Origin of the sequence: Acinetobacter kanungonis (assembly GCF_009939195.1) — a bacterium.
Classification (GTDB): domain Bacteria; phylum Pseudomonadota; class Gammaproteobacteria; order Pseudomonadales; family Moraxellaceae; genus Acinetobacter; species Acinetobacter kanungonis.
Map to the genome: position 1 here is coordinate 846,004 of NZ_JAACKC010000001.1, position 13,025 is coordinate 859,028.

17 protein-coding genes are annotated in these 13,025 nt (G+C 39.4%); 4 read left to right on the forward strand and 13 right to left on the reverse strand.

Going from position 1 to position 13,025, the window contains the following annotated elements; all coding sequences use genetic code 11:
• Nucleotides 1-32: 32 nt before the first annotated feature.
• Entirely contained in the window at nucleotides 33-755 is a 723-nt protein-coding gene (locus tag GWK51_RS03735) for a hypothetical protein (protein WP_216071672.1), read from the forward strand.
• 127 nt (nucleotides 756-882) lie between these two features.
• Nucleotides 883-1,818, forward strand: coding sequence for a tRNA dihydrouridine synthase (locus GWK51_RS03740; RefSeq protein ID WP_328703725.1), 936 nt, complete (start codon nucleotides 883-885; stop codon nucleotides 1,816-1,818).
• Nucleotides 1,819-1,874: 56 nt separating this feature from the next.
• Here the strand turns inward: GWK51_RS03740 and GWK51_RS03745 are convergent, their stop codons facing one another.
• From GWK51_RS03745 to GWK51_RS03805, 13 genes are all read right to left on the reverse strand, one after another.
• Nucleotides 1,875-2,321, reverse strand: a complete 447-nt coding sequence (locus tag GWK51_RS03745) for a YybH family protein (RefSeq protein ID WP_161932696.1) — start codon at nucleotides 2,319-2,321, stop codon at nucleotides 1,875-1,877.
• Nucleotides 2,322-2,656: 335 nt separating this feature from the next.
• Nucleotides 2,657-2,992 carry a YegP family protein gene (locus GWK51_RS03750; RefSeq protein WP_100242202.1) on the reverse strand — a complete coding sequence of 112 codons (336 nt, stop codon included), beginning with the start codon at nucleotides 2,990-2,992 and terminating at the stop codon, nucleotides 2,657-2,659.
• Between the two features lie 210 nt (nucleotides 2,993-3,202).
• Nucleotides 3,203-3,577 (reverse strand): 5-carboxymethyl-2-hydroxymuconate Delta-isomerase, encoded by a 375-nt coding sequence (locus GWK51_RS03755; protein ID WP_161932697.1) that lies wholly within the window; start codon nucleotides 3,575-3,577, stop codon nucleotides 3,203-3,205.
• A gap of 115 nt (nucleotides 3,578-3,692) precedes the next feature.
• Nucleotides 3,693-4,037 carry a zinc ribbon domain-containing protein YjdM gene (locus GWK51_RS03760; RefSeq protein ID WP_161932698.1) on the reverse strand — a complete coding sequence of 115 codons (345 nt, stop codon included), beginning with the start codon at nucleotides 4,035-4,037 and terminating at the stop codon, nucleotides 3,693-3,695.
• A gap of 123 nt (nucleotides 4,038-4,160) precedes the next feature.
• Complete coding sequence (locus GWK51_RS03765; RefSeq protein WP_161932699.1) at nucleotides 4,161-4,511, reverse strand: DUF488 domain-containing protein; 351 nt, start codon at nucleotides 4,509-4,511, stop codon at nucleotides 4,161-4,163.
• 35 nt (nucleotides 4,512-4,546) lie between these two features.
• Complete coding sequence (locus GWK51_RS03770) at nucleotides 4,547-4,891, reverse strand: DUF2004 domain-containing protein (protein WP_100242198.1); 345 nt, start codon at nucleotides 4,889-4,891, stop codon at nucleotides 4,547-4,549.
• A 9-nt stretch (nucleotides 4,892-4,900) separates the two neighbouring features.
• On the reverse strand, nucleotides 4,901-5,350 hold the full coding sequence (locus GWK51_RS03775) for an SRPBCC family protein (RefSeq protein ID WP_161932700.1): 450 nt from the start codon (nucleotides 5,348-5,350) through the stop codon (nucleotides 4,901-4,903).
• 109 nt (nucleotides 5,351-5,459) lie between these two features.
• Nucleotides 5,460-5,828 (reverse strand): ribonuclease E inhibitor RraB, encoded by a 369-nt coding sequence (locus tag GWK51_RS03780; protein ID WP_161932701.1) that lies wholly within the window; start codon nucleotides 5,826-5,828, stop codon nucleotides 5,460-5,462.
• Nucleotides 5,829-5,910: 82 nt separating this feature from the next.
• Nucleotides 5,911-6,576 (reverse strand): RluA family pseudouridine synthase, encoded by a 666-nt coding sequence (locus GWK51_RS03785; protein WP_161932702.1) that lies wholly within the window; start codon nucleotides 6,574-6,576, stop codon nucleotides 5,911-5,913.
• Between the two features lie 126 nt (nucleotides 6,577-6,702).
• On the reverse strand, nucleotides 6,703-7,404 hold the full coding sequence (locus GWK51_RS03790) for a DUF1003 domain-containing protein (protein ID WP_142770079.1): 702 nt from the start codon (nucleotides 7,402-7,404) through the stop codon (nucleotides 6,703-6,705).
• Nucleotides 7,405-7,500: 96 nt separating this feature from the next.
• Entirely contained in the window at nucleotides 7,501-7,743 is a 243-nt protein-coding gene (locus GWK51_RS03795) for a DUF6868 family protein (RefSeq protein ID WP_161932703.1), read from the reverse strand.
• A gap of 41 nt (nucleotides 7,744-7,784) precedes the next feature.
• The gene (locus GWK51_RS03800; RefSeq protein ID WP_161932704.1) at nucleotides 7,785-8,342 is read right to left on the reverse strand and encodes a DUF4256 domain-containing protein; all 558 of its coding nucleotides are present in this window, start codon (nucleotides 8,340-8,342) and stop codon (nucleotides 7,785-7,787) included.
• Nucleotides 8,343-8,948: 606 nt separating this feature from the next.
• On the reverse strand, nucleotides 8,949-9,836 hold the full coding sequence (locus GWK51_RS03805) for a DMT family transporter (protein ID WP_161932705.1): 888 nt from the start codon (nucleotides 9,834-9,836) through the stop codon (nucleotides 8,949-8,951).
• A 426-nt stretch (nucleotides 9,837-10,262) separates the two neighbouring features.
• Between GWK51_RS03805 and ygfZ the strand changes: the two genes are divergently transcribed.
• The gene (gene ygfZ, locus GWK51_RS03810; RefSeq protein WP_161932706.1) at nucleotides 10,263-10,988 is read left to right on the forward strand and encodes a CAF17-like 4Fe-4S cluster assembly/insertion protein YgfZ; all 726 of its coding nucleotides are present in this window, start codon (nucleotides 10,263-10,265) and stop codon (nucleotides 10,986-10,988) included.
• Between the two features lie 449 nt (nucleotides 10,989-11,437).
• Complete coding sequence (locus GWK51_RS03815; protein WP_161932707.1) at nucleotides 11,438-12,790, forward strand: OmpP1/FadL family transporter; 1,353 nt, start codon at nucleotides 11,438-11,440, stop codon at nucleotides 12,788-12,790.
• Nucleotides 12,791-13,025 lie beyond the last annotated feature (235 nt).

Sequence of the window (13,025 nt, forward strand, 5' to 3'; positions counted from 1 at the left end):
AGATTTAGTTTAAAATAAGCATTTAATAATTAATGTATTATACTAAAATTATGACTTTCATTATTGCAATTCAGCTGCATGATAGCATTATTGTTGCAGCAGATACAAAAAAAGCAATTCAACAAGAAGATCAATCTATCTCCCTTTGCTCCGATCCAATTTCAAAGTTACATATCTGGAAAAATGGCATCATCACAGGCACAGGAGATTATCAGTTAATTAGTAGAACCATTGAAATATTTGAAAAAGTTGCATGTTCCCAGCTAAATTATTTACCTGAGTGTTTGAGAGTTTCTAGGCAGTTTCGGGAAAGAGAAGTCAGCACACCTTTCTCTCAAATCGAGCAAACAAAACTACTTTGTTCAAGCTATATAGAACAAGGAGTTCAACTATATAAAGTCGAACAATCTGATTTATCACAGCCCTATTATTTAGTTCCATTTGAAGTTAAGGACATTAATGTTTGGCTGGTTGATCTAAGTATAGAACCCATACTTTCAGATATTCAGTCCTTATATAACAACCTGAAGAATTATGCCGATTTTAGCAATCCTCTAGACTGGGTAAATTACTATGCCTCACAGATTGCCCCCATTTTTAAAAAACGCAGCCAGAAAGATTTAATGATGAGTCCAAGTTTTGATCTTTTTTGTCAAACCAGTAACCAAAGTTTGTACGGGCATATTTCAAATAGACCAAACTCAGCCAATAGTTTTAGTGAAATTATTCCAAATCCAATCGTTGATTTAAAGTGAAGCCTCTGCAACAACGTATGAATCTTCACCCTATTTCTAGCGACAATATTCCAAGCCCCTTCGCCTAGACAATCTGCACAAAAAAACGTATAACACCGTTTCTCAAATTTAACTGGCGATTCGAACCGTGAAACTCATCCTTGCCCCCATGGAAGGCTTAACTGACCCGATTATGCGTGATGTTTTAACATCCGTCGGGAGCTTCGATTGGTGTGTAACTGAGTTTATTCGTGTCACCAACTCCGTTTTGCCTGATCATATTTTTCATCAGTTTTGCCCTGAATTACTCAATGGCGGAAAAACAGCTGCGGGTACACCCGTGCATGTGCAATTTTTAGGTAATGATCCTGAAATGCTGGCTGCCAATGCCATTCGTGCCGTTAAACTAGGTGCACCTGCCATCGACATGAACTTTGGTTGCCCTGCTAAAACAGTAAACCGCCACCGCGGTGGGTCTGTATTGTTAGATGAGCCTGAAGTGGTACACGAATTGGTCAAAGCCGTGCGTGATGCAGTGCCTGAGCATATTCCTGTTTCTGCAAAAATGCGCTTGGGTTATATGGATCGTCATTTCATGCTCGACAATGCGCATGCTATTGAAGATGCTGGTGCGTCATGGGTGACAGTGCATGCCCGTACCAAGGCAGATGGCTATACCCCACCTGCCTTTTGGGATCAGCTAAGACCGATTCGTGAAGCCTTGAAAATTAACGTGATTGCCAATGGCGAGATCTGGACCAATGCCGATGCCAAACAGTGCCGTCTTGAATCAGGGTGTGAAGACTTAATGATTGGTCGTGGTGCTGTAACCACTCCCGATTTAACCCAGTGTATTCGCCAAAACTCAGATACACCTTTACTGAATTGGAACGACTTATTGGCTTTGCAAATCCGCTTTATTAGTGGCCCTGCCAAAACTGAAATTGGCATGCTGGGGCGCTACAAGCAATGGTTGGGGATGATGTCCAAACATTATCCTGAAGCGAAATTGCTCTGGGATGAAGTGAAACGGATTAAACAACTGCATGAAATTGTAGAAAAATTAGAAAAAACTGCCCTCTAAACATACAAAAAGTCATGAGGCATCTGCTATACCTCATGACTTGATCATCTATACCATTAACTCACTTCACTCAGTAAAATCGGCAGTCCCGTTTCTAGTTGTATCGGCATGGAAATATGTTGATGCGCGACTTTCCATGCTCCCTCGACTTTCTGAAAACAAATCGTGGTTCGGCACCAAAACACTTCTAAATTGGGGATTGCATCAATTTGATCGACCTTGGAAAAACAGTGCAATACAGCAAGTTCATGTTGAGCAATCAATTTAATGCCTTCACGATAAACTCGAATATTCCCGACTTTCACAGGAAGATAACGCTTCCATAATTGTTTGTATGCTTGAATACCCGTGAGATGGGTACTGACATCAATTAAACTCACCTCTTCGACACACAGATCCGCTAAAGCTTGAATATCCATGTTTGCCACCGCTTCATCCCAATGTTTTAGTATCGCGAGGACTTCATGGGCACTTTGCTCATCACCCGTAATTTCTATGCTCATCGTGTCATTCCTTTACAGTGTATCTACTTTTCATCAGCATAAGCCCTGAATTTGACGGCATCACGACTTGAGCGCATCTGCATACAAATTAAAAACATTCAGAGACATTTGCATTTTTATACACAGTCTTAGAAGGCGCACTCCCTACAGCCTCCACAAACCTACATCATGTGATTCCCATCACACTATAAAAACTATAGCGAAAATAATTTAGAGAATAAAGCTGTAATTTTATCGGACATCCAAGCCCTTCTTTCACGATCAGTTTTCATAAATCTTAGTCAATAAAAAAGCATGTCGATGGACATGCTTCTCAAGATTTATTCTGCATTCTGCTAAACCGTTAAGTCTTTAATGGTCGCGACCGAGCCATTATTTTTGACCGACTCTATGCCCTTATCACGTGACTGTTCAGAAGAATAAAACTGACTTGTCCCAATCACCTGATGATTGGCCGCTTTTAAGTTGAAATATGGCTTGCCATTACTGGCAGTCAAACGCTCATAACGATGATCATCTGCGCTATTTTTATGGACGGACTCTATGCCCACATGCGCAGAAGCTTTGGCTTTATATAGTTCGCTCGTTAAAATGACTTCCCCATTCCCCGCTTTAAGTACAAAGCGATATTGACCATCTTTTGCTTGACTTAGCTCAAACCATCCAGACATATTTTCATTCCTCTTGTTGTTTTCACTTTATTTATTGTTGCTTGAAACTATTTAAGTTCTAAGAAATATAAATGACTTTTAAACAACAAAAAAGAGCATTTTTAATCAAACATTCGCTCAGCAGCAATCATGAGGATTCAAACTGCCCCAAAACCATGCAGTTCAGGAGCAGTATTTAACATCTTCCAAATTCAGAGTAGATGAGAGCAATCAGGTTGCAGCCGCCGCTACGACGGTTTTCCCATAACAGGCTTTTTCCATTTCTAAAATTTCCACACAAAGCTGCACAGTCAAATCGGCCTGCTTAGGAAGTAACTGTTGTAAAGTCGAAAGGAGTTGATTTGAAATTTCGGTCTTGGTCTGTAAATCACGACCAGAAAGTAAGGAAACCTTAGCATGCACATAGGCTTGATTGGACTCACCAAAACCAATCAAATAATCACGTTGACAAATCGCTCGGCTTTTAATGTCTGCGGCTGCTTTGACATGACCTGTCGCGAAGAGTGCTTGGTTGAGACCCAACAAAACAGGTTGAGCTTGAAAGTCTTTTAAATTGTCAGAATATTCCAAATGAATATGTGGCATCTACGTGCAACCCAAACAGTGAAAACTGGGTTATAACATGTTTTGATTCGTCACTGCTGCATGAAAGTTCACTCTTTGCATCTTCAACCCTCAACAGTGACGTCGTGGCATACAATTACACTTTTTTCACATATTCTGATTTCAGTTTAATTGCACCAATCCCATCAATTTTACAATCAATATCGTGTCCATCACTGGCTTCAGGCAGTAAGCGAATATTCTTTACTTTGGTTCCAACTTTCACAACTGAAGATGATCCTTTAATTTTCAGATCTTTAATCACAGTGACCGTATCACCATCGACCAATAAATTTCCATTACTGTCTTTGATTTGGGTCACTTCTTCCGTTGAGTTCGTTTCTCCCTCTTGCCACTCATGAGAGCATTCTGGACAAATCAACAAGTCGCCATCTTGGTAGGTATATTCTGATTGGCATTTTGGACACGGAGCTAAAGACATAAATAAACTCGAAAAAATAAAAGAAGTTCAATGTGGCTCAGTTTACTCGAAAGTACGATAAAACCCTATACTCTGTAGGGTTATTCTCTCAAGATCATGCGTTACATTACCTAATCACATGCCTTACGCTGTGTGTTGTAATAGTGCTTGGAGTACCACAGCGTGATTCTGTGTTTCATTCTTTGCCGCAGTAATTAAACTCAGCTTATGTTGTTGAGCTAAGGAACGTAATTCAGCCAGTATTTCAGGATATTGCTCCAGTTCCAGCAAATATTTCTCACTAAACTCTTCCCAGCCTATTAACTCTTGGTGATAAGCCTGCCTGAGTGCTGTGGAAGGTGTGATGTCTTTGGGCCACAAATCAATTTTGGCATCTTCCTTTTTTATGCCTCTTGGCCATAAACGGTCGACTAAAATTCTTAATCCATCTTCTGCTGCAACAGGACTATAGACACGCTTGATCTGAATTTGCATTGATTTCCTTAGCCATGCCGAAATGAGTGATTGATTTAACTTTCCATACTGATATCTTCAACATTTCCATCTTCATCAAATGAAACACATAACACATAGTCGGTGACATTCTCAGGCAGACTAAAATCTATCGAATCATCATTTTCTTCAACAGAATGAAAATCGAGAAAGCGCTGAGTTGAAAGCAGCTCAATGACTTGTTTGGCATCGGGACGCGTCAACCCTGTATGATGCTGCCAATATTTAGGGGAAATTTCTTGCAAATGATGCTCAACATACAGACGCACCTGATTGTCTCGTGCCGTGTCTTGCAGAAAGCTTTGCCAAATCGCGTTTCTGGCTTTCTGTTCTCTTTCCTTGAAATTATTAAACGTGTGCATGGTCCTTGCCTATGATCCATCAGGGATTTCTGGAGTAACCAGCAGAGCCAGCAATTGCAAAGACTCTTGCCATCCTAAATAACATGCCTCTACTGGAATCACATCTGGAATACCTGATTGTGTAATCTTTATTTCGGTACCCACGGATACTGCTTTAAATTCAACCTTGACCTCAATTAAATCAGGCATATTCGGGTCTTCGAATTGGTCGGTGTAGCGTAACAGTTCATTCGGAATAACTTCATGATAGGTGCCACCAAATACAGTTCGTGTGCCTGTCGAAAAATTGGTGAAATACATGCGATATTTGCCCTCAGGCTTCACTTCAAGCAATTCCACATGTGCAGTAAAACCATGTGGCGCCATCCATTTCACCAAGGCATCCGCAGTGGTAAATGCACGATAAACACGCTCAGAGGGTGCATTAAAAACGCGATGTAATTGAACCGTATTCGACATGGGACACCTCTATTTTTATTATTTGCTGCTGTTAGTGTACGGTAAGCAGTGGAGACTTATGTATAACTTGAGTACAGATTACACAGCAGCCATCCACTGAAACATCTTATTATTCGTCATCATAATCATAGAGATAGCTGAGACAGCCCCAACCGTCATATTCACCGTGGAACATTTCGGCTATTTTAACAAACCACTCTTCCAAATCTTGGACATCCTGATATTCAGGAATCATATTAACGTGAATATTCAGCACCCATAAATCACTGCCGTCATTTTTAACTTCTTCTTGAAACAGCGAAACCTTTTGTTCTTCATGCAACAAATGCAAAGCACATTTATCAGCTTGTTCTTGTGTGGTGAACACAATTGAAAATTCAATTTCATGCAGATCGGTCAAGTCATTGCCGTCTTCATACATCTGCCAAAGTACATTACCGTTATCATCATCTGGAAATAATTCATAATTACGGCTCATTCTTATATCCCTGCTTTTTGCTTATTAATTAAACGTAATTTAGCATGAATTTATGACAGTTTAAGCCCTAAAATGGATATTTTTAGAAGGCAGGCAAACTTTGAATATCCACCAGCTCACCGCTTAAGGGTTGCGTAAATTTGAGATGGCTGGCATGGAGTGCCATACGTTTGAACGGACTCTTAAACGGTTCAGGATGATATAACTTATCCCCTGTAATAGGATGCCCAATATATTGCATATGCACACGTAATTGATGCGAACGTCCAGTAATTGGGGTAAGCAGTACACGACTGACATCCTGTGCTGCATCGTATTGCATGAGTTCAAACAGGGTCTTTGCCGCTTTACCCAATTCAAAATGCACAATCTGACGTGGACGATTTTCCCAGTCCGTGATTAACGGTACTTCCACACAACCTGATTGCTGAATCTGCCCCTGCACCAGTGCCTGATAATGTTTGGTCACTGTGCGTGCTTGAAACATTTTACTGACCGCCACCTCGGCATCTCGATGCTTGGCAAACATCAGAATTCCTGAAGTCGCCATATCTAGACGATGGGTAATTTTCGCCGCAGGAAACTGGTCTAATACGCGATAATAAGCACTATCATGATGTTCGGGTAAACGACCAGGCACTGACAATAAACCCGCAGGTTTGTTAATGATCACCAAGTCCGCATCTTCATACACAATCTGCAACGGTTCTTGTGGCGGCGTATAAACAAAGTGGTCATTTAAAGGCATGATGCAGCAGGCTTAGTAGCAAAGCGGGCAAAATATCAAGCCCAGAGAATGCTGTCAATTCTTCTGTTTTTAAGCCATTTATTGAAGTTCAAGAGACTGATTACATGCTCGATAACATCGACATTTTTAATGGCGCTTATTCATTTCAGTGAGCAAATCCAATTGAATTTCCTGAATTTGTGCCAACCGTTCCCATTGATGCGACAGCAAATGATCCATTTTTTCATGTAAATGTCGAATCTCTAATTCAGCTTTGAGGTTAATCTGATAATCGTGCTGTGAACGCAGGCGATCTTTGGCTTCCTGACGGTTCTGGCTCATCATAATAATTGGTGCCTGAATCGCTGCTAAACACGACAACACCAGATTCAGCAAAATAAAAGGATAAGGATCAACAGGATGTACCAATAACACCACAGTATTTAACAGAATCCACAGCACTAAAAAAATGCCGAAACAAATTAAAAAAGTCCAACTGCCGCCAAAGCTGGCAATTTTATCTGCCAGCTTCTCACCCACAGTCCAGTTTTGATCAAACTCGGTTTCGATGTTTTTCGTAATCAGTTCATGCCGTTGCATACTGCTGATCACTTCACGCTCCAAATCTGTCAGCTCTCCTTTTTCAGATTTAAGCAAAGAATGGACATACTGAATCCGATAATGGGTTAAGTCTGGACGACAAATAAAACTGTCGGATGACCATTCTGGATAGTCTTTTTTAATTTCATCACTGATGACATCCCGTATCACATGCCCCGAAACCAGCGCTTTATAAGGAAAAGGCTTTTTACACACAACGCAATGATGCGTTTGATTTTGTCTATCCATCATAGTGGTAACTTATTTAGTCTTATTTAAGCATCATAGCAATTTTTATCGAAAATGAAGAAAATTCAATCGATTCCAAAGCTCCCAATTTCCACTTTAAGTGATGATCGACAAGACGATCAATGGAACCAAATTGAACACCAAAATCAAAATTTTATAGACCGCCATTGACGCATAATGTATCGCATCAAAAGTTGGATCGTTCAACTTGAACCAGCGTCCATGCAAACTTTTCATCCAGCGCTTGGCATTGATAAACACAAAAAACCAAATCAATAAAATCAGATAATTGATGGCTAAAGACCAGCATAAAGCTTCACGTAAAAATTCAATATTCATGCTTATCACCTCTACGTTTCCACTGGAATAAAAGGAATGAACTAAAGCTTTAACGCGACACGAAAACCTCGTGCGGCATAATAAGACTCTGCACCATTATGATAGGTAAACACTTGCCCATATCTGTGATCACAAAACAAGGCGCCACCTAATGCCCGAATGGACGCTGGTGTTTGCACCCAACTTGACGTTTTTTGGTCAAAATTACCCAGTTGTTGCAAGATTCGATACTGCTGTTCGGTCAGTAATGCTGTTCCATTTTGCTGTGCCAAACGCACTGCACTATCCTGTGGCGGATTCTGTTTACGAGCCATCAATGCTTCAGCGTCATAACACAGACTACGGCGTCCTTTCGGGCTTTCTTCAGCACAATCGACAAAAAAGTATTGGTTTGGTTCAAATTGAATTAGATCTGGCTCGCCACCTGTTTGTTCCATCCAGTGCAGACTTTTTATTTTTTCAGGCTGGGTTTGCAGTTGAGACAATACATCCTGCCAGACAATATTGGGGTGTCTTTCAGGATATTGCTGAAAACGCTGCGCTAAACAAGTAAAAAGTGCTTGATCATCAAAGGGGTGATTGTGGTTGTTTGGACTCATTATTACTCTTCTTTTTATTCGATTATTTTCAGGAAGGTTCTCATTTCATGTTACTGAAACGACTCAAATAACATCGTCTAGATTTGTAAATTGAACAAGAAAAATCTGTATGAAAAAATAATTGGAGTTGAGAAATAAGCTGAATAATCGTGAGGGCTTTAAATCATTTTCTAGTTTATTATTTTATATTTATTAGATTTTATTCTAACTTAAAAATTTTTTAGGGTGTCAAGGGAAAACATCAGTGGTTTACTTCAACAACCATGACTTTGTAAATCATAACCTTGTGCCTATAAACTTTTGGTCTATAGCGTCCTAAGCCGAATCGAGACCTTTTGGGTAAGTACTACACTCACGTTGTACGCAACTGGTAGCAATCTACTCTTTCCGATCCCCATCACACCCTTGAGATATAGTTTAGGTAGTTTCGGCTGGGATTGTTTTCCTAAAAAAAAGAATTTCTTAATATTTTTAGGTTAATTTCCCACAAAATCATATTTACAGAGAATAAATTTCCAAGTTATAAAATTTAATCAATCATTAATTTCACTTTTACACATAATTTGCGTTTTTTTACCAACACAAGCTACAACAAAGCCTCATCCGCTATGCCCATATGACCATCATTGCTGCCAGAATGACCAAGAACAGCCCCATATGATCAGAACGTGCCAATTTCTCTTTAAAGAAAAAAGCCGAAATCAACAAACTAAATAAAATCTCAATCTGTCCGAGTGTTTTAACCAATGCCACAGTCTGCATACTCATGGCACTAAACCACCCCAAGGAGGCCAAGAAACTACACACACTGACTTTAAAGGTCAGTCCTAAGCGCAGTCGCATGTGATACAGGGTTTTTCGACTAAATAAACCCAAGTACAGCAGCATAATCACACATTGGAAGCTGATTAAAATACACAGCACCCATGCAGCACGATGTAAAAAAGGCAGCATGCCAAGCTCTAAGCTGGCTTCCCGTACCAATAAAGAAGTGATCGCAAAACATAACCCACTCCCCAACCCAATCAAGAGGGTTTTAAAAGAAAGTTTGGTCTGGCTACTGCCTTTGCTAAGTAAGAACACAGCTATTGCACCAATCAATACCCCGAGCCAGCCCCAAGCACTGAGGTGTTCTTGTAAAAACATCACCCCAATTAAAGCTGCCAGAATCGCTTCGCTTTTGGCCAATCCAATGCCAATGGCGTAATTCTTTTGTTGGAACAATTTGACCATTAAGGCGGTGGCATAAATTTGGCTGATCCCCGCAATCACGATATAGAGCCAAAAATGAGGAGAAAAACTAACGACTGCTGTGACAGGTTGATGCTGATATAAAAATGCGAGATAGCCAAAAGCAAACACAGGAGAAAAAAGGAAACGTGCCAAGGTCGTTCCATAGACATCAACGGTAGTACTGAGTTGCTTTTGAAAAGCATTCCGCCAAGCCTGCATAAATGCAGCCATAATGGTAAACAACACCCAAGCGATTGCCATAACAGTTACTTAATCTCTAACTCAGCCGTTAATTTACTCGCTTCAAGTTCACTTTTCGAGCTTTAGTTATTGTTTATTCTGATTAAATCATCAATGTTGTTGCGCTTGAAAAGGTGCATTCCCAATAAAACAGGATTCTAATAAACTACTTAAGCAGCCACATCATTAACAATCGGTATTTAGTTGCAACATTAAACTGCTCATCAGCTGTTAGAACTGATTTGTTCAAGGAACAAATCTCTAAGTTCCATTGCACTTAGCTTTTAACTTTGAAAAATCAAAGTCCCTACATCCATGAAAATATTGTTCTGTCTCCAGCTCACCCTGCTTTTTAGACATTCAGTAAAAGCAGATGTGCAATTTCAGGCAAAATAGTGGAAAATTAAGCGAATTAATTCTTCTATAAATTGTTGAAGTGAGCATTGCATGAGTACTGTTGCATTTACGGCTTTCACCCTTATTGGTGTAGACGCGCAAAAATTTCTACAAGGTCAAGTTACCGTTCACGTAGAACGTCTAATGGAAAACCAAACTCGCTATACCGCAATTTGTGATCTGAAAGGTCGAATTCATTTTGGTTTATGGCTTAAAAAAATCAATTCTGAAAGCTTTGAAATCATCACCACACAAGATCAAAGTGAAGAGTTTGCAAAACACATCAAAAAATTTGGCGCATTTTCAAAGATGAAACTCGAAGCCGTTGGCAGCGTGTTTCCTACAGTTGTCGACATTCATACTGAGTTTTCAGCGGCGGAAACCGATATTCAAGCTTGGCAATTACAAGCGATTAAAACTGGACAAGCTTGGATTTGCCAAGCAAGCGAACACGAGTTTCAACCTCAAGAATTACGTCTGCACCAACGTGAAGGTGTGCATTACGACAAAGGCTGTTATTTAGGTCAGGAAATTGTAGCGCGCCTCTGGTTTAAAGCTAAACCGAAACATTGGCTACATCTAATTCAAGGTCAAGGCGAGGCTCCTGCACCTGCAAGCCAGCTCAATAATGATGTTGAAGTTGTGAATAGTATCCAAACAACTGAAGGATATACAGCATTGGTGGTTGCAAAGCCTGCCGCTATTAAAGAACTAGGCTTACAAATTTTAGACCTTCCAGAAGCCTTAAATAGTGATGTGGCTCGACCAGGCAACTAATTTTGTATCCAATAGAACCAGAGATTGTATATAAAAACTATACAATCTCTTCACAATTCAATGAATTCTTATAAAAAATAAATACTTATTATGAATTTCCTCTTGTTTTAATCATTATTTGAGTGAAATTCATCTTTTCCACTAAAAATAAATACCTAGTTTTGGTTATTTTTCAACCAATCGAACCATGACTCAAAATCTGAAAATTAATACAATAAATTAATAAAATTCATTGAGTTATAATAAATCATGCAGTAAAAAATAGGCTTTTTACTCTATTTAGATTGTTTTTTGAACTAACCAGTTTTCTTAGAGCATTTACTCTTATTTTAATTGTGATATTTTTGTCACATGGAGTAACAAGATAATTTTGGTCGGACCTACCAAACAATTCCAGATTTTACATAAACATACTTAAAAAATCGTGTACCTCAAGGGAAGATGAAAGAATGAAATTAAAAGCGCTTACCACAGCAATGATTCTCGCAGCGTTACCAACAGCTGGAGCATTTGCAGCGGCACTTGACCGTTCAGGACAATCAATTTCTGCATTCTTGCAGCCTGGTAACTATTTTGAAGCAGGCGTTTCAGTACTTGATCCAGATGTATCTGGTAAAGACCGTTCAGGTAATAATGCTAGTGATATGGCGGGTGACTATTACTTCCCGAGTGCAGCTCTTAAATTACAGCTTACTGATCACTTTTCATTTGGTTTGCTTTATGACCAACCATACGGTGCAGAGGCTGAATATTCTGGAAAAAATGAATTTGTATCTAGTGCATCAGATGGCGTAATGCCAGGAACAGCTTTAACAGGTGGTCTTCCAGTTGTTACGGGTGGAACAGCTCTAGGGCAACCAATCATTGTAAATGGTCAACCTGTAGCAATTGGCTTAGCTACTCCAATTGAAGGTAATACATCTGTTGAAGTAGACACCCAAAGCTTAAACTTTATTTTAGGCTATCAACCGACTGCAAACTGGAACATTTATGGCGGTGCGGTGTACCAAACAATCAAAGGTAATGTACATCTACGTGGTACTACCTATAGCTTGTATAATGGATACGATGCGACAATTAAAGAAACAGGTGACATGGGTTGGCTAGCTGGTATTGCTTATCAAATCCCTGAAATTGCATTAAAAGCTTCTATCACCTATCGTTCTGAAATTGAGCATGATGTCAATGCTGTAGAAGATACTCCATTAATTGATCCTCTTGGTGCTATATTAGTTTCTAAAGGTATTGTTACTCAAAAACAAGTTGATGACATTAAAAATGCCGAAGGTAAAACAAATATTACTACTCCACAATCTGTAAATTTAGATTTTCAGTCGGGTATCATGGCGAATACTGTAGCATTTGCTAACATTCGCTGGGTTAACTGGAAAGACTTTAAGATTCAACCGACTCAATTTGGTGCATTATCACAGTTAGCGGGTAAATTATTGCCACAATTAAATAAACCTAATGGTTTTAATTTAGTTGATTACTCGGATGATCAATGGTCAGCTAATGTCGGTGTTGGACGTAAATTAAATGAACAATGGGCAGGTAATGTTTCTGTAGGCTGGGACTCTGGCGCAGGTAATCCCGTGACTACACTTGGCCCAGTTGAAGGCTATTGGAATGTTGGTTTAGGTGTTCAATATAGCCCAACCCCTGCAACTTTTATTGCCGGTGGTGTGAAATATTTCTGGTTAGGCGATGCTGATGCACAAACTGGTGCTCATTCAGCAGCAGGAACTTTCAGTGACAATGATGCACTTGCATACGGCTTAAAACTTGGCTATCGCTTCTAAGTTGAAAGCATCACTCAAAAAGACCATCTAATCAGATGGTCTTTTTTTTGGCAAAAAATACCAAAAATAAATTCATGCATTCTAACAAAGGACTTGAGTGTCTCTAATTTAAACACTTGGTTAAGCAATGAGTTATTTCTAGAATTAAATTAATTACTCTAATTTTTCATATAAAAATCATTAATATACAATCGTAACATTAGTACTTTTACTCTATTCAAGTCCTTTTTGTGCA